This is a genomic window from Sphingomonas jatrophae, from assembly GCF_900113315.1.
Lineage (GTDB): Bacteria > Pseudomonadota > Alphaproteobacteria > Sphingomonadales > Sphingomonadaceae > Sphingomonas_P > Sphingomonas_P jatrophae.
Map to the genome: position 1 here is coordinate 22,187 of NZ_FOZG01000003.1, position 21,850 is coordinate 44,036.

Annotated in this window: 15 protein-coding genes; 8 read left to right on the plus strand and 7 right to left on the minus strand. The window is 63.4% G+C overall.

Annotated features, from left to right (window positions below; genetic code table 11):
• The first annotated feature begins 266 nt into the window (after positions 1 to 266).
• Positions 267 to 716, plus strand: coding sequence for an RNA polymerase sigma factor (locus tag BM360_RS20135; protein WP_423228921.1), 450 nt, complete (start codon positions 267 to 269; stop codon positions 714 to 716).
• Complete coding sequence (locus tag BM360_RS15825; RefSeq protein WP_093316109.1) at positions 713 to 1,576, plus strand: FecR family protein; 864 nt, start codon at positions 713 to 715, stop codon at positions 1,574 to 1,576. The genes BM360_RS20135 and BM360_RS15825 overlap by 4 nt, the downstream gene beginning before the upstream one ends.
• On the opposite strand, the gene BM360_RS15830 is transcribed toward BM360_RS15825, so the two are convergent.
• From BM360_RS15830 to BM360_RS15840, 3 genes are read right to left on the minus strand one after another with little or no spacing between them, the layout of a single operon-like run.
• Entirely contained in the window at positions 1,573 to 3,165 is a 1,593-nt protein-coding gene (locus BM360_RS15830; RefSeq protein ID WP_165611325.1) for a recombinase family protein, read from the minus strand. The genes BM360_RS15825 and BM360_RS15830 overlap by 4 nt on opposite strands.
• On the minus strand, positions 3,158 to 3,682 hold the full coding sequence (locus BM360_RS15835; protein ID WP_165611326.1) for a DUF2924 domain-containing protein: 525 nt from the start codon (positions 3,680 to 3,682) through the stop codon (positions 3,158 to 3,160). Before BM360_RS15835 ends, BM360_RS15830 begins: the two co-directional genes overlap by 8 nt.
• Positions 3,673 to 5,076, minus strand: coding sequence for an ADP-ribosylglycohydrolase family protein (locus BM360_RS15840; RefSeq protein WP_242653526.1), 1,404 nt, complete (start codon positions 5,074 to 5,076; stop codon positions 3,673 to 3,675). The genes BM360_RS15835 and BM360_RS15840 overlap by 10 nt, the downstream gene beginning before the upstream one ends.
• 698 nt (positions 5,077 to 5,774) lie before the next feature.
• Here BM360_RS15840 and BM360_RS15845 point away from each other — a divergent pair.
• A complete protein-coding gene (locus BM360_RS15845; protein WP_093316113.1) occupies positions 5,775 to 6,131 on the plus strand; it encodes a hypothetical protein in 357 nt (118 codons plus the stop codon).
• A 228-nt stretch (positions 6,132 to 6,359) separates the two neighbouring features.
• Here the strand turns inward: BM360_RS15845 and BM360_RS15850 are convergent, their stop codons facing one another.
• Positions 6,360 to 6,935, minus strand: coding sequence for a TetR/AcrR family transcriptional regulator (locus BM360_RS15850; protein WP_093316114.1), 576 nt, complete (start codon positions 6,933 to 6,935; stop codon positions 6,360 to 6,362).
• Positions 6,936 to 7,051: 116 nt separating this feature from the next.
• On the opposite strand from BM360_RS15850, the gene BM360_RS15855 reads away from it, so the two are divergent.
• Positions 7,052 to 7,750, plus strand: a complete 699-nt coding sequence (locus BM360_RS15855) for a glutathione S-transferase family protein (RefSeq protein WP_093316115.1) — start codon at positions 7,052 to 7,054, stop codon at positions 7,748 to 7,750.
• 216 nt (positions 7,751 to 7,966) lie between these two features.
• On the opposite strand, the gene BM360_RS15860 is transcribed toward BM360_RS15855, so the two are convergent.
• Positions 7,967 to 9,019, minus strand: coding sequence for an NAD(P)H-dependent flavin oxidoreductase (locus BM360_RS15860; RefSeq protein WP_093316116.1), 1,053 nt, complete (start codon positions 9,017 to 9,019; stop codon positions 7,967 to 7,969).
• A gap of 487 nt (positions 9,020 to 9,506) precedes the next feature.
• Between BM360_RS15860 and BM360_RS15865 the strand changes: the two genes are divergently transcribed.
• Together BM360_RS15865 and BM360_RS15870 are read left to right on the plus strand one after the other, a co-directional pair.
• Positions 9,507 to 11,270, plus strand: a complete 1,764-nt coding sequence (locus BM360_RS15865) for an ATP-dependent nuclease (protein WP_093316117.1) — start codon at positions 9,507 to 9,509, stop codon at positions 11,268 to 11,270.
• The gene (locus BM360_RS15870) at positions 11,267 to 12,970 is read left to right on the plus strand and encodes a UvrD-helicase domain-containing protein (RefSeq protein WP_093316118.1); all 1,704 of its coding nucleotides are present in this window, start codon (positions 11,267 to 11,269) and stop codon (positions 12,968 to 12,970) included. The genes BM360_RS15865 and BM360_RS15870 overlap by 4 nt, the downstream gene beginning before the upstream one ends.
• 449 nt (positions 12,971 to 13,419) lie before the next feature.
• Here BM360_RS15870 and BM360_RS15875 read toward each other — a convergent pair whose 3' ends face one another.
• Entirely contained in the window at positions 13,420 to 14,877 is a 1,458-nt protein-coding gene (locus BM360_RS15875) for a hypothetical protein (RefSeq protein WP_093316119.1), read from the minus strand.
• 499 nt (positions 14,878 to 15,376) lie between these two features.
• Positions 15,377 to 19,207 carry a hypothetical protein gene (locus tag BM360_RS15880; protein WP_093316120.1) on the minus strand — a complete coding sequence of 1,277 codons (3,831 nt, stop codon included), beginning with the start codon at positions 19,205 to 19,207 and terminating at the stop codon, positions 15,377 to 15,379.
• A 116-nt stretch (positions 19,208 to 19,323) separates the two neighbouring features.
• Here BM360_RS15880 and BM360_RS15885 point away from each other — a divergent pair, with 116 nt between their 5' ends.
• Positions 19,324 to 20,493, plus strand: a complete 1,170-nt coding sequence (locus BM360_RS15885) for an SH3 domain-containing protein (protein WP_093316121.1) — start codon at positions 19,324 to 19,326, stop codon at positions 20,491 to 20,493.
• Positions 20,494 to 20,627: 134 nt separating this feature from the next.
• Entirely contained in the window at positions 20,628 to 21,569 is a 942-nt protein-coding gene (locus BM360_RS15890) for a DUF4238 domain-containing protein (RefSeq protein ID WP_093316122.1), read from the plus strand.
• Positions 21,570 to 21,850: the final 281 nt, after the last annotated feature.

The window sequence follows — 21,850 nt, forward strand, 5'->3', positions numbered from 1 at the left end:
TTCAAACCAGACATCGAAACCCTCCCCACCGGAGCACCGGTCACTTGCCGGAGCTCTCAATAGGGAAGACGTGCCAGCCACACCGATCCGCAATGCCAACGAACAAATTTCTTCTTGTCGCTCAATTGACAGCAGGTAGGGCACGCGCGGATCACTGCTTGTAGAACGGATCTGAGGGGGCCTGACGGGTGGGCAAGCCAGCTGCAGCGGCAGCGCCACCGGGTGTGGAGGGAGCACTTCACGCCTATGACAGCATCGTCCGCTTTGTGCGCGCACGCTTCCGCCGTACGGACGAAGCGCAAGACGTGGTACAGGACGCTTTTCTGCGCCTAACCATAGCGTCACGGCGCGACGATATACGCGATCCGGTAGCGTTTCTGCGCACGACGGCGGCCAACCTCATCCGGGATCGCGTGCGGGCTGATGGTGTGCGTGCGATCATCACCGAAGATGACCAAACAGGTCATATCGCGTGCCCGAATCCCTCTGCCGAGCGGCACATTATCGGCCACCAAGCTGTAGCGATCGTCGAGGCCGCCCTCGCGGAGCTCCCTATGAAGCGCCGTGCGGCCGTGGTCCTGTCGCGGATCGATGGCGTCGACCACCGCACCATCGCAGCGCAGCTGGGTATCAGTATGTCGATGGTGGAGAAGCATGTGCGGCTCGGCCTCGATCACATTAGGCGCCACCTAGCGGAAGCCGAGGAGCGGCCATGAGCATCGCACCCGCATCTCCGACGCGAGAGGACGAGCTTGCGGCGAGCCTGGCCGCGCTGAGCGATAGCCCGATCGCTCAAGAAGCTCGTGCATATGCCGAGACGTTGGCGACCCGACGCGAGCAACGCAGACGGGCAGCTAAAGCGGCCGCTCCACTGGGTGCCGCCTTGACCCTGCTCCTGGTGGTGAGCGGTACAGTCGGCCTGCGCCATCAGACTTCCGCCGCCGCAGAGCCGACCATCTATGCGTCACGCACGGGCCAAATTCGCACTCTGCTGCTGGAGGATGGCTCGACGCTGACGCTCGATACCGCCAGCCGCGTTGCCGTACGCATGGAGGCCGGCGCCCGACGGCTCAGCCTGATAGAGGGGCGAGCGGCGTTCGACGTTGCTCATGACGCGAACCGGCCGTTCAGCGTCACCGCAGGGAACATGACGGTCACCGCACTCGGAACCCGTTTCTCCGTAACGGCGCTCCCGAGCGATACCGCCGTTACGCTGGTGCGCGGCCGGGTCCGCGTCGCCGCCGTGCGAGCGGGGGAGGTCACGCTCACGCCCGGACAGAGCACGGAATTGCGCAAGGACAAGAGCTTGGCGCCTCCACATGCGACGGTGTCGGGAGACGCACTCGCTTGGCAAAAGGGAGAACTTGATTTTCGCAACGTGCCTGTTGCGGCAGCGCTGGAACAGGCCAACCGTTATTTCGGCGTGAAGATCGCCTTGTCCGATCCGCACATCGGTCAGCGGCGGATAGACGGCCTGTTCCGCGCCGGCGACTCCAGAGCACTGATCGCGACGCTCTGCTCATATTTCGACCTCAAGGTCATCTCCCGGCGTGAGAACCTTGTCACACTGGGCTAGGCAGTTGATGTCGCGAGGCGAACTGGGAAGCCGAGCTGAGCGGAGGCGAGTTCGCCACCTTCCACAACTATCGTAACGAGTTCCGGGCGCAGGAACGCGTGAGGGAGCGTTCGCTTCACCTGAACGGGCTTGATTCCTTCACGCGCGGCTAGTGCTGCAAGCGAGGGGACAGCACCCGATCGCAAATCTTCAAACCAGCTTCGCGCGCGAGCAACGAGCGCGATCATGGCCGCGTCAGGCTGCGCGTCTCGCTTGTCTCCGACGATGAGTGCGAGGCTGGCCTTGCGCCGGCCAATCGTGGCGGGCGCAAGGATGGTGAGCGTCTCATGGTTCAAGCCTTCGTCGATCGCAGTCAATCGCAGCTCGATCGTGACACTACCTTCTCCGATAGTGAGGCGGTTGATGAGGTTGGTCGCCAGCGCGCGCTTGCTGACCGGATCACCTCGCCGCAGCTTCGCTACCAGCATCGCGGCGGATGCGAGCGCAGCCGGTAGATCCTCGCAGCCGATCAGGTCACCAGCGATTGCCTCTGCAGTGCCGAGCTTGTCGACGATGGTGCCGACAACCAGCTTTTCCAACTCAGCCGCTGGCACCCGCATGCGCTGCGGCTCGGGCGTGCCGACAGGCGTCGCATAGTAGCGGTAGGTCCGCTTGCCCTTCCGGGTGTGGGTTGAGGTGAACCGAACGCCGTCTGCGGTGTAGACCAGCCCGGCCAGCATGGCCGAAGGGCCAGCCTTGCTGCCGTCGATGGTCTTGCGCCGGTTGGCGGTGAGCACCGCCTGCACCTGGTCGTAGAGCTTGCGCTCGACGATGGCGGGGTGCTGCCCCGCATAGCGTTTGCGGCCGTGCGGGATCTCACCGACGTAGAGCGGACTTGAGAGGATGCGGTACATGGAGCCGCGGGTGATCTTGCCCTTTCCCCCGCCCGCCCGCTGCTTGCTGCGGAGGCCCGCGGCATAGGCATCTTCCACCAACGCGTCGACAGCCTTCAGCTTCAGGTAGCGCTGATAGAGCCAGCGCACCTGCTCGGCTTGCGCCTCGTTCACAGTGAGCGTACGACCCGCCGGCTCGTAGCCGAGCGGCACCTGCCCACCCATCCACAGTCCCTTGGCCTTGGATGCCGCGATCTTGTCGCGGATGCGCTCGCCAGTCACCTCGCGCTCAAACTGCGCGAAGTACAGAAGCACGTTGAGCGTTAGCCGGCCCATGCTGCTGGTCGTGTTGAACGCCTGCGTCACGCTGACGAACGACGTGCTTTTGGCATCGAACAGCTCGACCATCTTGGCAAAGTCGGCGAGGCTCCGGGTCAGCCGATCGACCTTGTAGACGACGATGATATCAACCAGGCCGGCGCCAACGTCTGCTAGCAGCTGCTTCAGGCCCGGTCGCTCCATCGACCCGCCCGACCAGCCGCCATCGTCGTAGGCCGTCGGCACCAGCTGCCAGCCCTCATGCTTCTGGCTGAGAACGTAGGCCTCGCACGCTTCACGCTGCGCATGAAGCGAGTTGAAGCTCTGCTCCAACCCTTCCTCGCTCGACTTGCGGGTATAGACGGCGCAACGCAGCAGCTTGCCGCCTCGATCATGCATGGCGAACAGCCTTGGCGCGACTCGTTCGTGCGTCACGCACATTCGAGCTGGCGGCGGCTCGCTCGTGCCGCGGCTTCACGCGGCGGGTGCGGAGACCGAAGAAGAGCAGGCCGTTCCAATGGGTGCCGGTGATCGCCTTGGCCACCGCTGAGAGCGAGGCGTAGCTTTCGCCGTTCCAGCTGAAGCTGCCCTCCCCTACCTCCACGACGTAGGTCGTGCCCTGATAGACCTTCACCAGCTTGGCGCCGGGCACGAGGCGCGTGGAGGCAGGCAGGTCGGCGGCCGATGCGCTCGCAGCAGCGGAGTGGACGACGCCGCGCTTACGGTCGCGCTCGGTGCGCGCGATCACCTGCAGATCGCGCGCCAAGGCAGGCGAGATGTCACCATGCTGGTCGACATGCTCCTTCCAGCCGATCGCAAGCTTCAGGAGGGCCACGGTCATGTCCGGCGGTGCCGGCACGCTGAACAGCTCGACCCAGCGTTCCCGCAACGCCACGAGCTCACGCGTCACGCGCATGCGAGCAGCGCCTCCGCCATGGTGGTGATGCGCGGCGCCCATGCGAGCTTGGCCAGCCAGTCTTGAGGGATGCCGCTCGGACCGTAAAGCGCACCGGCGAGCTGACCCGCGATCGCTGCCGTCGTATCCGCATCGTCCCCTAAGTTGGCAGCGGTCAGCACGGCCGAGCGGAAGTCGCCGGTGCGACCGACACACCAGAACGCCGCTTCCAGCGAGTGCGCCACGTAGCCGGAAGACTTGATCTCATCGCGTGCCTTGCCACGCCAGCTGCCGCGGACGATGCCGGCGATCACCGGATCAAGCGTCACATCACGCCTGCGCATCACCTCGCTGCGCGGTTGGCCTTCGATCGCATCGGCAAGGATGTCGGCATAGGCGATGCAGGCATCCACCGCCTGAGGCGCCGCATGCGTTGTTCGGCTCTGCTCGGCAGCCACGCCCCGCAGCATCGCTCGGTCGCGGAAGTGGCGAACAGCAACCGGTGCCAGCCGCATCAGTGAGCCGTTGCCCGCGCTCATCGGATCGGTGGAACCTGCAAGAGGATTGCCGCTGCGCTGGTAGCGCGCGAGCGCCTGCCGGGTGGTCACACCGATGTCGAAGCAGGTGCCGGTGCAGCTATAGGTGCCGAGCTCATGCCAGCTGACGAACCGGTTCATCAGGTCGGTCGCATCAAACTCAGGATGCTCGATGAGGCTATCGGCGAGCGCCAGCGCCATGGCGGTATCGTCGGTCCACTCGCCCGCCTTGAGCTTGAACGGGCCGCCCCCGACCATGTCGGTGAGGAGCGGCTTGCTGTCGCGCCGGGCAAACTCAAGCGTTGTGCCCACCGCGTCACCAACCGCCAAGCCGACAAGCGCTCCAACGGCCCGATCCCGCACAGCAACGTCGCCTTGTTCCGGTGCCATCTCACGCACGGGCTTGAGCCTCTGCACATAGCCTTCCTGACCGTAGGTCTCGATCGCGCCTGGCCGTGCGTCCCGCACGAGTGAGATGGCGACATTAGGCGTGACGCCCAGTTCGATCAGCAACCGAGCCGCGATCGTTCCTGCCCGGCCGAGCCCTCCCTTGCAGTGAGCGACCACGTCGAACCCATCGCGGATGCGAGCGCGGAGTCCCTCCCCTACCCGCACCCATGCGGCCTCGAAGTCAGGTCCTGGCACCGACACATCCTCGATCGGCAGGTGCAGCCAGTCCATGTGTCTGCCGACCACCTCCTGCCCAAGATTGTTCACACCCAGCGCCTCAAGCTCGTGTGCTTCGACAAGCGTGACGACCGCTGACGCACCCCAGGCCCGCACCGCATCGAGATCCACTCCAAGGTCACGGTCCCATGCGCCGGTCATGGCACGCGGCTGCTTCTTGCCGGGGCAGAAGGTGATGCCGATGCGGCCCATGTTCTTGCCGGTGGAGACACTGGCGATTGCAAGCGGGTGCGTGTGACTGGTTCTGAGCATATGATCCACGAATCGGAAGATGTTGGCGGAGAAGCGTGGACATAGCGCGTCCAAGTCGTTTGTACAGATGACGCTATCGTCAGCGCTCGGAAGTCCTCAAAGAGGAGGCATCCTCCACTGTGCATGATCCATCAAGGAGATTGCTGGGCGCGTGATAACAGACACCAAACCGTTTCCATAACCTATAGACGCTTCCATGCCGGAGTGATCCAGGACACTCCGCTGAGATCAGCAACAGTTCGCACGATCACTTTTGCACTTGCAATCTGCCGCACGTCCGACGAACGTAGCTGCACTCCTGAGATACGCAGGAGTGGGGCGTGGAAACCTCAACGAATGAACTCGGTCGCGGACACAAGTCCGAGGCCGGGTGGCATGCGCGCATGTCCAGCCGGCTTGCCGGTAAAGGCGCATGCGCCTGTACATTCGTCAGGTTTCCAACATCCGGCTTCGGCCGTCGCCCCGAGAGGAACATAGGGGCGACTGGATCGAGCTGATCAGGTCCCCCGAACAGGGGGAAACATGACCTACAAGAATGAATTCAAGGAGGTACTCGCCCTGGTGGTTGAGCACGCCAGTCCGCTGATGTCCACGAAGGCAGGCACCTCTACCACGCCGGCGAAGAAGGCTGCGAAGCGATGATCAGCGGCCCATTCATCCGGGAGAAGACGTGGGCCGTCTTCGAGAACCCCGCCAACGGCTACCGGGAGGCGATACCACGGCGTGCATGGCTTTGGATGCTGCTGTTCGGAGTCTTTTACCTGATGATCAGGCAGTCTTGGAAGCAAGCTGGCGCCATCCTGGCTATTGCCTTCGTTGCAACATTCATATGCGTGTATCTGGGCGTCTTCGGAGCGATCCTCTGGCCACTAATCATGATCAGCATATGGATCTTCTACACCACCAATATCCGCACGCTGCTCGCACAAGATTATCTTCGGCGCGGGTGGAGCGAGGTCGACCTCGAGGAAGCCACCATCGAACTCCCCTACTGAATTGATCCGCACTCAAGCCGATGAGTCTCAGGCGATGGAAATACTCTGATGATGGCACATCTGCTTGTTTAGCTTCTCACGCACACCTCGGATGGCCCATACCAAGGCGAACTTGCTGAGCACCCAGCTGAGCCGGCGCGTGCAGAATTCAGGAGCGCCGATAAGCCCTACGATCTTGAACTCTGCGCTACCGACACCTTGTCGGTGGTCCGTAGAGCAGCATGATTGCTAGCTGGGGAGCGGCCCCGCAACGCGGAAGCTGTCGATCAGGGCATCGAAGATGGCGATGTCGGACCTGCTGCGCGCCAGGATCTGGGCGCCAGCCACAGCCGCGTAGATCGCGCGGGCTCTGGCCTCGACGCTTTCAGGCGGGCCGATTCCCGCGGCGGCAAGCTGCGTGCCCAACCACGCCACGTTGACGTCGGCAAAGGCCTGCACCTCCTTCAGCACCGGCGCGGGCAGCTCGTCATGCTCCGCTGCCATGAAGCTGCTGAGGCAGATCCGGTTGTCGCGCTCCAGCGACGCTCGGAAGATGCTGGGGTACCGCCGCAACGCGTCGGTCGGCGAGGCGGCGTTCGCCGAAATCGCGTCGAGATCGCGCGCGATGTCCTCCCAGTAGCGGCGCGCGACCGCCTCCCCGAGCAGCGCCTTGTTGGCGAAATAATAGTTGATGCTCGCCGCCTTTATGCCGACCGTCGCCGCGAGGTCGCGAAAGTTGATGCCGCCATAGCCGCGCGCCATCGCCGCCTCTCGCGCGGCCAGCAGGATCGCCTCCCGCGCATTCTCCTTATTCGTGATTGCCATCGCTCCACCTCCACCTGCCATATGACAGGCAGGGATTGACAAGCAAGTTTACCGGCGCATTCGGCAGCCTGTCATCTGGCAGGCAGGTGATGCGATCGATGAAAGCGAGATCTCCGATGGCCGATAAGCTGACGCTCTTTACTTCCCCCTCCGCCTTCCCCAACCCGCAGCGGCTACGCATCTTCATGCACGAGAAGGGCATCGCCGACCGGTTCGCCGAGACGGTGTACGATATGTCGCCCATCGGCGAGCAGCGCGGGTGGCGGCACCTGAAGATGAACCCTTGGGGCGAAACGTCCACGCTGGCGCTGGCGGACGGGTCATTCCTTAGTGAGACTTCCGCCATCGCGCGCTACCTCGACGACAGCTTCCAAGGCCGCAAGATCATGGGCGAGACTGCGCACGAGCGTGGCCTCGACCAAATGTGGGACAACCGGGTGTGGGTGCACATCCTCTACCCGATCGTCACCGCGTTCCATGTCCTGCACCAGGGTCTCGGACCCAAGCTGGAACTGACGCACAATCCTGCATGGGGGGAGCATTCACGTAAGGTGGCGCTGGCGCATGCAGCGCTGGTTGATCGACATCTTTCAGACGGGCGCTCGTGGCTGCTCGGCGGTGATCAGCCGACCTTCTCGGACATTACGCTCGCCACCGCGATCGCGTTCTCGAAGTTCCCGGTCAACGCCACACCCCTCGACGAGCGCTTCGAGCACATCGACGCCTTCTGGCAACGCTGGCAGACGCGGCCGGCGTTCCTCACCGCCTATGCCGACGGGCAGAGCGGCGTGCCGGAACTCGACGATCGGGTCTGACCCGCCCCGTTGATGACCGACCCCTTCGATCTCAGGAGCGGCGGAGACATATCGCCGCTGCTCTCTCTTCTGAAAAAGAATACAACATGACCCACTTGCGGACATTTTCAGGGGCTTCGGCTCTCCCTGAAAGGAGACGCTCATTCATCTCAGTTCTACTTGAGCTGAAGCTGTCGAACGGTCCGGAAGGTTGCCCACCAAAGGCCTGGATCACCGCTAAGCTGCCAGCATCGCCTCACGAGTAAGCAGCGCGACGAGATCCGCGGCCGGCATTGTGCGACTGAGCGGCGCGCCCTGTCCCGCCCACTGCGCCCCGAACCCGTTCTCGCCTGCGGCTTTGGCTGCAGCGTTCAGCGCTTTGCCGGCGTCATATGCGACGGGGTAGTCGGGCACCTCGGCCGGTGCGCTCGCTTCCCATTCGGTGAACCGGTTCGCCAGGCACCGCACCGGGCGGCCCGAGATCACACGGGTCATGGCCGTGTGGCTCGCGCCTGGCCCCGCAAGAGCTTCACGGTATGCCGCGTCAGCGCTGCTTTCCGGACAGGCGATGAAAGCGGTGCCAAGCTGTGCCGCTACCGCGCCGAGCGCGAGCGCCGCCCGGATGCCCGCCCCGTCCATGATGCCCCCCGCCGCGATGACCGGCAACGCAGTTTGCTCAACGACGAGGCGAACCAAAGCCATTGTGCCGAGCTGATCATCGGGCGCGGCCGGATCGAACACGCCTCGATGGCCGCCCGCTTCCCAGCCCTGCGCAACCACCATGTCGATGCCTGCTTTCTCGGCCGCGCGTGCCTCGGCCAGGCTCGTCGCTGTGGCTAGCAGGACGCAGCCGGCCTGTTTCAAGGCCGCGATCCGATCGACAGCCAGCAAACCAAAGTGGAAACTGATCACGGGTGGGGCCGCCTGCACCAGCATGGCCAGCATCTCGTCGTCATCGGCGAAGCTTTTGTAGATCGTCCGGAGAACTGTCGGGGGCTCGGCGTCGAAGCGCTCGAACAGAGGACGCATCGCATCAAGCCATGCCTGCTCCCGTGCAGGGCTTGCCTGGGCGGTCGCGTGCACAAACAAGTTCACGTTGAACGGGCGATCCGTGCGTGCGCGCGTCGCCTCGACCATCGTGAGGGCGCCGGCTGCGTCCGTCGCGCCGACACCGATCGAGCCCAGTCCGCCCGCGTTCGACACGGCCGCCGCCATCTCCGGCGTCGAAACGCCCGCCATTGGCGCCTGCACGATCGGGATTGTCACTCCAAGCTGCTCGAGCGGCGTCATAGCGCAGCCATGCTCCTGGTCACCTCCCGCCGCAATCGCCCGGTACCTACGTCGGGCTCGTGCACTCAATCATACGGCCGCAGGTCCGACGCCCGACGCACAGCGATCGTTCCTTGCTTGCTCGTCTCCTCCCGCCCCGTACGGCTAGGCTAGCACGACCCACTTGCGGCCGTTCATGCCGCCTTTCCCGCTTCCCGAAACCGGTCAGTCGTTCATGTGAGCGTTTCGCCCGCTCGCAGGGCCACGGCTAGCCGCTCGGGACGGCGTGGACGGGGACATTCCTGCCGTTCGCGGGTCTGAAGACGAAAGTCTGCTTTCGGCGCAACCGGCCTTGCCTACGCAGTTAGCTGCTGCTTTTGCTCCAAATCTGCGACAAGGATCCTGCGCCACTCAGGAGCATCACCCGGTAATGGGGTGGTGCGGTGCTCGTCATGTCCGTTCATATCGGCGGGGATCGGCGCGAGCTCGCCAATCGGGGGAGAAGAGCGTGCATCTGGCGCAGCTGACGATCAAGAATTTTAGACGCGTCGCCGAGGCGGTCTTGCTCTTCCGGCCAGGCCTCAACGTTATCGTCGGGCCCAACAATATCGGCAAAACTGCGGTGGTAGACGGTCTGCGTGCGCTGCTCGCTGGCGCCGACGACCCCTATCCTCGCTTCACGCTGGACGACATTCATCTGCCTAAGGGTGGCACGGCATCCGGCGAGATACGCTTCGAATATGTCTTCCGCGGGCTCAGTCTGGATGACGAGGCGGAGTTCATCCACGCACTGCGCGAGCGTGACGACGGTACAACCGAAGCCGTGATGGGTGTGACCTACGGCGATGCCGATAAGTCCGGTCGCCTCAAGCCGCGGCGCTGGTGCGGCGACTTCAACGAAATCGCAATGACCTCCGCGATGCTAGAAAACCTGCGGAGCGTCTATCTCCAGCCACTGCGCGATGCCGAGCTTGGCCTGAGGCCCAGCCGCAACAGCCAGTTGTCGCGGCTGCTGCATCTGCTGTCCGACGATGCCGGCAAGGACGCGATCGCAACGGCACTCCGCCAGCTCGACGTCACGTTGCGTGGCCATAAGCCGATCATGGATACGCACGCAGCGATCACCAGCCGGCATGGCGCAATGTTGGGTCCAAAGCTCGCCCAGGCGGTCGAAGTCGGGCTTGCCGGGACCGATTTCAGCAAGCTCGCAGCGCGCCTGTCGCTCGTCGTCGACACGTTCGAGATTGAGCGCAACGGTCTCGGCTACAACAATCTGATCTACATGGCGGTGGTGCTGAGCGAACTCACCAAGAATGCCGACGCCGCCTTTCGCAGCTTAATTGTCGAGGAGCCCGAAGCGCACCTCCATCCCCAGCTTCAGGCCGTGCTGCTGCGCTATCTTGCCGAGATCGATTCGAGTTCGAAGGGCGAACATCCCGTCCAGGTGTTTGTCACCAGTCACTCGCCGAATTTCGCCAGCATCGCCGATCTCGACTCGGTCGTCTGCCTGGTCGAAGCGGGCGGCACCGCGACCGCCTTTCACCCCCGCACCGTGCCGTTCGGCAAGGGCAAGCGCGAAAAGCTCGCCCGCTATCTCGATGTCACCCGAGCAGAGCTTTTCTTCGCGCGACGCGCGCTGTTCGTCGAAGGCGCCGCCGAATTGCTGCTCGTCAGCGTGCTGGCGAACGTCCTCGGGCACGACCTACGCGACCACGGGGTCAGCCTGATCAGCGTGGAGGGGCTGAACTTCGACTGCTTCATGCCGCTGTTCGGCGACAAGGCCATCGCCATCCCTGTCGCGGTCCTCACCGATGCCGATCCGAGCATCAAGGTTCCTAAGCCTGGAACCAAGCCAGGTGAGAAAGTGAAGTACGACACGGTCGCGCTCTATCCCACGCTCACCGAAGTCATCGAACCTTCGGTCACCGCGCAATCGATGCTGGCGTTGCAGGACAGTTTGGTGAAGGTGTTCCACGGTCAAAAAACCTTCGAGTATGATCTAGCGCTCATCGCCGGGAACCGCCCAACGATGTTGGCGGCGCTCAAAGACCTTCATCCTCAAATTGCCGAAGATCTCGCGGCCGAGGTCCATGCTACGGTCGGCGAGGCCGAAAAGGCGAAGGTCTTGTTCAAGGGCATGTTCGAGCGCGACAGCGGTAACGTGTCGAAGGGGCGCTTCGCGCAGGCGTTGGCATCGCAGATCCAGGACAACAAACTCGCGATCACCGCGCCGGCCTATATCCGCGACGCGATCGAGCATGTCTGCCAATGACCGTGTTGCTGTCGGACGAGCAGGCCGGAATCGTCGCGCTGCCGCTTGGCCCGCTCGCGGTCTCGGCCTGTGCGGGCAGCGGCAAGACGCGCACCGCTGTCCACCGGCTCGCCGCGATGCGCCGGCTGTACGAGGGCAGAGGGATCGTTGCCTTGCTGTCCTTCTCGAACGTCGCGGTCGACACCTTCAGCAAGGAGTATGGGACCCTTCTGCGCGACATGCCGGTGATCGGACGCTCTGCTACCGTCGAGATCGACACGATGGACGGGTTCATCACCACCAACATCCTCCGTCCACACGGCCACCGCGTTATGAAATGCCCGCGCGCGCCTTTTTTGGTCGATGGCACGGAACCGTTTCTGAACAGCTTCACCGTATGGGACGGCAGCCGACCAAGGCCGACCACCGAGATCGATTTCGCCTGCGACGGCGCAAATTTCAAATTCTTGATCGGCAAGAACAAGGCAGAGCTCCCTGCCAACTGGGCCGCACCCGCGGTCGCCAGCCTTGGCAAAACCGGTGCCTATACCCACAATGCTGGACGTTATTGGGTCCTTCGCGTGCTACGCGAAAAGCCCTTCGTTCTGCGCGCGCTCGCGCGCCGCTATCCCCATATCCTTGTCGACGAGGCTCAGGATATTGGGCCTGAGCATCAAGCGGTCCTCGAACTGCTAATCGAGGCAGGCTCGCAGCTGTCGCTGATCGGGGATCCACATCAGGGCATCTTCGACTTCGCGCGCGCCAAGGGCGCATTCCTCAAGGCTTATAGCGACCGCGCAGACATCGCGGCGCGGAGCCTCACCGTGAACTACCGCTCGCTGCCGGGGATCGTCTCCGTCGCGAACAGGCTGATCGGCGCGCGCGACACCGCGGCCAGGGTCACCACCACCGAGCGGCCTTCGGCCTTTTACATGCCGTACAAGGCTGCGTCGCGCGACGCGGCGCTGGACTCGTTCCGCAGTCTGCTCGTTGCTGCGGGCGTCGATCCCGCAAAGGGCGTGGTCTTGTGCCGCTCGAACGATCTGACGGCCGAGTGGCGCGGTGAGATGTACGCGCAGGGCGTCGGCGTCGTCCGCTGCCTGGCAGAGGCCGCAATCAGCCGCGAACGTCGCGACTTCCTGCGTGCGTACCAGCAGACCTGTCTTGGACTGATGGGCCTGCTCGCGCCGAAACACGGTTCGCTCGCGATCGACCTCGCGCGGCCTGCCGACGAGACGATGCGGCTCCTGCGCCAACGCATCTGGGCGTTCGTGCGCGATCCTGTGTCCGGGCTGCCCGCAGCGACCTTGGTTGCCGATACCGGCTGGCACTCTGCGCTGAAGGCGCGCGTTACCGGCTTGATCGCAGTGCTCGGTGCCGAGTTCGGGTTGCAGGCCGCTGAAAATCTCGGTCAACGCCTAGCCAAGAAACAACTTGCCAATGCACCGCTGCTCGCAGCCCCGATCCTGACGGCGGCCGCCGAGCCTTCGTTCCGTACCTCGACCGTACACCGGGTAAAAGGCGAAAGCCTTGATGCCGTCCTCTACGTCGCCAAAAAGTCGCACGTCCGCGCTCTGCTCGACGGCACCGACACCGAAGACGGGCGGATCGGCTACGTCGCGCTGACACGTGCCAAGGACCTGTTCGTTCTGGCGGTGCCGGACACGGCCTTGCACGCATTCGAGCCGGAGCTGCAGGCTTCTGGCCTGGTGCGTGCGTAACGACTGTCCGCCGACGCCGGATCGCTCGCCGCGACCAGTGATGCCTTGAGCGCGAGGAGGGCGCTGCGATGGACAGCGTTCAGGTCGTTCACCAAATCACTAAGGTGCAAGCCCGTCCGGCTGCTCGAATTCGTGCTACGGCCGGCTCCGGCCCGACCGGACGATTACCCGTACAGCGCGGTATGACTCGCACTGGTCGTTAGCCGTTGGGCAGCTTTCGGCGGTCATGACCCACATTCAGACATCCACGGCATCACGGGCACTCCCAGCTTCTGCCGTTCATTCATGTTGTCAGCGACAGCACACTTGAGGGCCTCTGCGGTATTGGCGAATAGATGAATGCAGAAAAGCCATCAGACCTAGCGGGCTCGAGCACCTCGGACGGTGCGGCCCCGAGGAGCGGATGCTCTAGCAACGAGCAGACGTACGGTGCCGGCTTGCGGCTGCCCTCAATCGCTGAACGGCTCAATCTGCGCCCATTTCATGCGCCGCCAAGGGGTGCACCACTGGCCAGTTCGGTACGCGCGCACAAACACCCAGCGCGGGTGAGCAGCGCCGCCGTCATCGACGACATGGACGTCGCTTGAGCAGCTGTCGCGAAACCGCTGACATTGGCGCCGCTTGCGAGCAGGGATAAGGCGGCGGGCCAGTCGTTCGTCGAGGCTCTCGGACTCTCGCCAACCGCGCTTTCGTCGCCGCTCGCGAAGGGCCTCGCGTGCGGTCGCCGCCCGGTGCAGCGGCACGCGAACCGCAGCCGCCGGTCGCGGCAAGACGGTTATCGGCGGGACGTCGTTTACTCCAACATCCCGCCTATCGGCTTCCTCAATGATCCTCGCGCGCGTCTCTAGCGGAAGGTCATTCCAAAACTTGTTCTCCATGAACCAATGGTCCGTACCGTAGAGGAGAAAGCGCTCAATCAGCGCGATTAAGGCATCGGGGTCGGCCTCCTCGCCCGACCGCAACAGATCGCTTTGCTTCAGATAGGCGTCGAGCAGCGGCCCCTGCTCGGCGGGTGATGCGATCAATACCTGCGTGCGGCCGGCCTCCGGCACGACGACCAGTAGCACCACAACTCGGTGTGTATCCGGTCCCAGCATCATCTTGAGCACGCTCTGGCCGGACAGGGTGATCGGCAGGCGCTGAGGCAGGATGAAGCGGTGGAAATGCGCGCCCATCATGCCCTGGTCCATCGCCACCATCGCTTGGCTGAGATGGACGATCATCTCGCGGATCGTGTCGCGGTCCTGTCGAGCCTCGTCGCGCCACCGGTTGAAGCGGTCATCCTTATCACTCGGCGCGCTGATCTGGTACGCGGCAAGGATTGGATGCTGATCGACCAGAGCAGCCGCTTCAGCGTGAACGAGCACGCGCAGCTTCTCGTCATAGAGCTGCTCGAACTGCTCCCTAGACCGGGTGTGCTGCCGGACGTCGAACTCCAGCCGCACCGCCTCGCGGCAGGCCGATCGGTAGAGCTGCAGCACCACGTCGCGCGTCGTCGTCAGCGTCGCCCGCGACTCAAAGACATCGAAGATCGCCTCGTGCTTCGAGCAGAAGCCCGGGAAGGTGCTGGCGAGATCGAGCCCCTTGCGGCCGGCGACAAGGCGCTCGGTCCGATGATCGATCTCGAGTGTCGTCACGTGCCCGTCTTGGCCGCGCAGCTCGGTCAGCGGACCGCCGCGCTGCAACGTGTGCGACCGCGCGATGCTGCGATTGCGGCAACCGGGGTATTGGCACTTGCCTGGTTTGTCCCAGTTCTTGAACACCGCGGCACGGCTGGCGAAAAACAGCCGGCGGTGCTCGTTTTCGGGAACGACGACGCACGTGCCGCTCGCAATCCGCGCGCTCACCCGCTCGGCGCCTTTAAGAAAGGCCGCCTCCACCGCTGGTGGCGCGGCAAGGACAACCATGTCAGGGCCGCCTTCGGGCCAGCGGAGTTCAACCGTCATCATCTCGTACCCGCGACCCTCGTCGGGCCTTCATTGTTGTTTGGTGCTGGCGGACCGCGGCATCGGCCGCCGCGCCGAGCGGGCCGCCGGGCTGATCGCGCCGGCCCTTACACGTTCAGCAGCGTCAAAAAAAGTCTGCTCTCCTACGATCCTGTTCGGCAACGGGACCCAAAAGGCGACATTCAGCCGTCGTTGCCCGCTCCCCAACTTCAGACATCCGTTCATGTCCGTTCGATGCCTCGACGAGCAGCCGTGGAATGACAAAAAGGGGGACAATCCTGCCGTTCCACAACGATAGTTCGAACGGCAGCTCTCGCCAGGAACGGGCATGACGCGGTTGCGCGACCGGCATCGCAGGTCGACAGAAGATAGGCCGGCTGCGGATTGGCAGCTTCCACACGCCAAATTGCGAAAACGAACGTGCCCGGCACCTATCCGGTTGATCCTGGGTTCGCCGACGTCAGCGCCGACGGGTCTCCTCAACGAGCCAGCCCTCTAGGTCGCCAAGTAGGTTGGTCGCCCAGCTGCCGAGTATCGGATGCGTGGCCCAAGCCGCCAGCGGCTCCAGGAAGCGCCGGAGATGGTCTTCGAGCGATCCGCTATACGAACTGGGCAGGATGCGGGCGCGCAGCGCCGCACGGAAGGGCTTGAGCGTCCCGTAGAGGTCAGCAAGCTTTTCGGTCGCGGGGTGCCAGTGCCAGCTTTCGCCGTTTTGGCCGAGCATCGGATAGAAGCTCATCGGATAAGCGACGCGGTTGGCGGGATCATCCGCAACCCAGTCGAGGATGGCGGGCTCGGGCACGTTGAACAGCGCGCCGGCCCCGGTGCGGTCGCTATTGTTGAACGCGAACATCTTGGTGGAGGCGGTGATCATGTTGAGGCGCTCGCGTTCAGCGCGCGTCGCCACGTCGTAGAAGCCGGTGAGCACGGCCCAGACCTCGAGCGGCGCTTGGTCGACAACAATCGGGAGACCGGCGCGCAGCGCCTCGGTCGGGCGGTTATGATAGCCGCCGACCGACCGGCAGGCGCGCTCGATCAGCTGGGCAAAGCCGGTGCCGAAGACGCCGTCGATGGCCCCGGAGGCGCCGAGCAGCTTGATAAGCCGATCGAAGCCATGCTCGGCATGGGACGGATTAATCGTGCTGCCCTCGGCGATCGCCGGCGACAGTAAGGCGAGCGCGCATAGCGCCGCCAGATCTGGCCCGACGGTCTTCATCCCATAGGTGACCATGTTCAGGATCTCGATCGCCGCCCAGGCGCCACCGTCCTTGGTGCGGCCGACCAGTGCCGCGATCAGCTCGCCTAGGACCGGCACCGGGACGGCGGCGAGCCCGCGCCCGTAGGAGAGCGGCACGACCGAGCCGACATCGACCGTTCCGGCGCGGACCTGCGCTGCGATGTCCGCAACCCGCGCGTCGGTCATGTCCAGCGCGCTGTAGATGTCCATTGGCCGTTCGGAGAGCGTCGCCGAGCCTTCGGCGAGCGCGACCAGTGCCTTTTGCCGGCCGGCATCGCCCGTTAGCCGGCGATCGAAGCTGCCGAGCAGCGCGCGGACGAACTGGACGCCGGCCCTCGTGCCGCTTGTGTCGAGCGCTTTGATCGCGGCGGTGAAGACCGCCAGCGGGTCCTCGACCTCCTGCGCTAGCGTCTGCGCGAACGGCCAGGGCGCATTGAGCTCCTGGCTGGCGAAGGCCGCGACCGCGCGATCCAGCTGGTCGGGGTCCTTCGCGATGGCCTTGGCGAGCGCCTGTGCCACCCGCCCCGAATATTCATGGTCGTCATCGTTTATGCCATCGGCGGCGTAGCGCTTGTCCGGATTGCGCAGGTCGGCGGCCCAAAAGCGGCTGTAGAGCAAGGCAAGGTCGACGGAGTCAGTGGGGAGCGTCGCATCGTAGAGCGTGCGCATTGCGCGTGAGCCGTCATCATCCGCGGCGGGCCGGTCGAAATAGAGCCAGTCGCCGATGCCCTTGGTCGCCTGTCCCCAATGACCGCGTGCGTTGACCACGTCGCGGACGAACGCCTCGACGACGTCGAGCAGGTCGAAGTCGAGCAATGTGCGCAGATCGCTGGCGACGATCGCTTCGATGCGATCCCGGAAATCGGGATTGTCGCGCCAAAGCTCGCGCAGCCGCTCGAGCGCCCAGCGGAAATAGTCGACCGCGACCTCATGCGTTTCGGGTGACCATTCGGTGCGATAGTCTTCACCGGCGATCTGATCGAAGTCGCCCAACCGGGTCATATGGGTGGTGAGCATAGCGCCCAGCGCCTCGACCACAGCGCGGTGGATGCGCGGATCCTCCTCTTCGAGCGCCTTCAGCAGGCTGTCGCGGCGGTGCTTGTCGTCGGCTTCGGTGCCGGCGAGCGCAACCTGGTAGAGCTGACGCAGCAGCTGCACGACCGGCGAGCCGTCGGAATAGTCCGTGACGGCGGTGAGGCGCAGCATCAGGCCAGCGGTCAGGCGGAACGTGCTGCTGCGCGCCGCGAGAAGGCGCAGCGCGTCGAGCAACTCCTGCGAGATGTCGAGCGCCGCCAGATCATCGAGCGAGGTACGGATTAGCGCAAAATGCAGCGCGCGCATCATCGTGTCGGGTTCAGCATGGACGAACGCGGCGAGATAGGGCGCGGCGTCGGGCCCGAGTAGCGTCGTATCTTCGCGCAGCCAGCCACGATTGACGACGCGACGGACCACCTCGGCGAGCGTGTCCGAACGCTCACGAAACGCGCCCCAGCGCGCGAGCATCGCGTTGCGGCGATTGGGCTCGGCACCCGCGAGGAAGGCGGTGATCGTCGAAGGGCGCAGATAGGCGAAGCGCCTAAGGGCCAGATAATTGGCGATCGGCAGCGGCTGCGCGGTCATGCGTCCGTGGCTGCGCTCGACCAGATGCTGCTCGGCGGCGCGGACGAGATGCTCATAGGCCAGCTCGCCCTTCATATGGGCGAGCAGCTCGGCGAGTTGGTCGAAGCCTTGGGGCTCGGCGTCAGGCTCGAGATGGTCGAATAGCGAGAGCAGTTCGAGCGCGCGCACCGTCTCCTCGCCGACGCCGGCCGCGTTCAGGATTTGCTCGGCGACCTCATTGGTCGATTTGCGGATGCTGGCGGCGCTGCCGAACGCCTTGGCGGCGAGCACGGCGATGCGCGGAAAGCCGTCGCACTGCGCCGCGACGAAGTCGATTTCGTCGGCACGCGCCTTGATCGCCTGTACGAGAATGCCGCGGATCGTGTCGCGATCAGCCTTGAGCGGCCGGATCATCAGGCAGTCCTCGACCTGATCCTGCCCGTCGGCGCCGAGTGTGATGACGCGCAGCGCACTGTCCTCGGCGCGGGCCAGCTGGTTGAGGCGCTTGGCCTCCTCCCACGGACAGGAATCGACCACCAGCACGGCGGCAAGCCCGGCATTCTTGATCTGGTTGGCGACGTTCCAGATCTCGCCCGAGACTTCGGGATAATCGCAGAAGATGAAGTTCGCGGCGGTGAGCTCACGCAGTTCGCCGGTGCTGGTGCTGAGCGCTTGATGGAGCGCGCGCGTCTTGCCGATGCCCGACGCGCCCCAGAGCCGCGCGACTGCCCCCGGTTCGGAGAGATGGTCGACCACGCGCGCGGCGAGCCGATCGAAACCCAGTTCGTCGAACGTGTCGGCGCTGAGCGCGAAGCGCCGCGTCTCGCTCGCCACATAGGGCGGCGTACTGATCTCGGCGCGTTTCCCCCATTGGTCGAGCGTCGCGAAGCCGGAGAGCGCATAGCCGGCCTGGCGCTCCTTAACCCAGAGCGCGACCGCCGGATGGTTGGTCGCCCACATGGCGAGCTTGTTGCTGTCATAGAGCTGGACCGAGGCGAGTTTGGTGGGATCGCCGCCTGCCTCCCGGCTGCCCTTGCGGATCGCCTCGGCGCGTTCGTCGGGCTTGGTGCCGACCAGCGCGGTCGCGGTCACCCCGATATAGGCGCCGCCGGCGGCGAGCATCGCCGCGATCGCGGGGTTGAGCTCCCGCTTCTTTTTCTTGCCCTGCGACGCCTTGGTCCAGACCTCCTTGGTCCAGGCCGCATCGCCGCCGTCGCTGGCCTTGCACTGGAAGACGGTGTCGCGTCCGGGAAAATAGTCTGTCGAGGCCCTGCCGCCCTGCCAGTGGACGGTTGCGTCGCGCCCGCCGTCGGCGACGGTGATCTGGAGGGGCACGTCGACATTCCGCATCGGGATGTCGGACTTGCGCGCCTCGGCATGGACGAGCATGCGCAGCAGCTCGACCAGCTGGAGGCCGTCGAGATTTTTGAGTTCGTCAGGATGGACGGTGAACATGCTCGCCTTCTGCCGTCGCCGCTCCGCGCAGGAAAGTGGGAACACACTCCCTTGGTTCTCTGTGGTGAACCAAAACAGCCTCGAAGACCGTCGCCGATTCTGCGAGAAGCAACGCCATGACAAGCAAATTCCCTTTTGGCGTGACGGGCCCCCTCGATGACATGATGAAGCGCCAGCGCGAACAGTCGGATCTGATTAAGCAGGCCCTGGGCCCGAGCTTTGCTCTTCAAGAACTGACGCGTAAACTTCCGACAGGCCTTGCCGCGATCGAGGCAGCCGAACGTAGTGGCATCCTTAAGACCGCCGCTTTGATGCGGGGCACGCGCATCGGGGAGGTGATGGCGGCGAGCGAGGCTCTGCGACTGAGCAGAATCTCGGTGCTGAAACCATATGCGACGCTCAACTGGATGATGGCGCTGCAAAAAACCGGCTTCGCCATCAATCGGGATCCTACCGGCATTCTGGCAAAGCAGCATGCTCTGGTCGGCTCGACAGTCGCCGACTTGGCAAAGCTGGGCGACTTGGTCGGCACAAATCGGTCGCTAATCGGTAAGCTGATGGCGGTCCCGAGCATCGGTGCGCAATTCAGGGCGATGAGCGAGGCACTCAGTCCTCAGCTCGGCATCCTGAAATTGGCGGCCGACCGCGCGCGCATGATCGACATGATGACCCTGCGCGCGACCGGCAGGGCGGTGGCAACTAGCAGCGCGGTCGCGATGGCCGAGCAGGTGATCGAGGCGCAGCGGATTGTTGAGGCGATCGGCCATACGGACGATCCGACGCAGGCGACCGATCTGATCGTAGCATTCATCACTTTGATGAGCGCGATGTTCTCGATGTTCGGTGAGAACACCGTAAAGGAACTGCGCAATCTAGGCGCGCTCGCGCTCCTTGGGCTCCTCTTGAATTTTCAGACAATTTACAAGGAGGTCACGCCGCAGGATCTGACCCCGGCGGAACAACACGCCCATGGCGAGGTGGTCGGTCGCATGAACACGATAGAAGAGAAGCTCGATGAGATACTTGCGGCCGACCACGCCGCGGATCAGGCTTATGTCGAGACACATCCGCGCGGCGAACTGAAGCGCATCGCGCCGATTCGTCGGGACCCGCAAGGTAAGGCACAAATCCTGATGCGCGGAGACGCCGGGATGGAGATTGCGGTCAAGGAAAGCCGCGGCAAATGGCGACTGGTGATCTACCGTGACCCATTGACTGAGCAGTTGTCAGAAGGCTGGATATTTGCACCGGCGATTGCCATGTATGTTGTTCCGGAGGGCGAATGACCTTCACATTCAGCCGATCACAACGCAATTCAATGGACTGGTAGAAGAACCATATACAAGCGCAACGAACCTGCGAACTGGCGATTAATTTCAGATCAAGGGCTCGATGACAAACCTCTAGGCAGGACGGGCCCGTGTCAAACTTGACCGCCAATCAGCATCACGTTTGGCAATATTATCTCAAGGCATGGGCCAACAAAAAGGATCAGGTCTGGTGCCTCCAGAAAGGTAAGCCTGCGCCTTTTATCAGTCATACACGCAACGTCGGCAGCGAACGCTTCTTCTACGAGTTTCAGGAGCTTTCTGAGCCTGACGAGCAGTATCTCGAATATATCATCAACCAGTCTAAGAATGAGAGCCTCCGCAAGCTCAATCGCGGCTGGGTGGATTCCCTCCAAACGCCATTCACTCTTCGAAGAATGCTGGCGAACTTTCCGCTTTCTGATGAGAACAAGGCCCAGGTCGAAAGGCTGCTGGATGAGACTGGAAAGACGCTTGGTGAGCAATATCACGGCACGATGGAGGAACAAGGCAAGCCAATGCTCGATAGTCTTCGTGCAGGCGATTCCAGCTTTTACAGGAACGATGATCAGCAGCAGATGACCTTCATCCAGTTCATCAGCTATCAGTATTTTAGAACAGCGAAAATCCGGAACGGCTACCGAGCCATTTCGCTCAAACTCCCGCATGATCGCGATAGGACTTGGCCGATTGAAGCCTTCATCTATGCGACCAATCTGGGAACAAGCCCCTACGCCCAACGCCATGAATACGAAATTGTGATGATCGACAATCGGAGTGACAAACCCTTCATCAATGGCGATCAGCCAGTCATAAATCTGCTCGGCTTGAGCGACCAAGAGGTTGAACTTTTCTATCCACTGACCCCTCGACGAGCCATGATCCTCTCAGCCAGCAAAGAGCGTTATCCTAGCAGCCAAAAGGACGCGGGTTTGATTGAGGTAGAGGGCTACAATTTCCAGATGTACCAGAAGTCAGACACCCAGCTTTACGGCAGCGACAAGGACTACTTGGCCACCTTTGAGGGCCTGCCGAAAGGTGATTTGAGCGGCTAAGAACGAGAGGTGGCACTTGAGCATGATGGCAGGTTCCGGGAGAAGCAGCCATCCCCGCCCCTTTGGGTTAAACGGCGCGTTTGGTCGATATCTTCCGAAGGCAGAACCCACGAATGGCGGCTCAAGAGGTGTTTGCCGTTTCCCGGAAGCAGCCGCATAACATGGGCAGCGCATGGACACGCTGATGCAAATGAACCTTGACGAGGATCACCGCGACGACCTGCCGTATGTCTGGTGACGGCCTCCGTCTTCAGCACCTCTTGAACAAATCTAGAACGTCC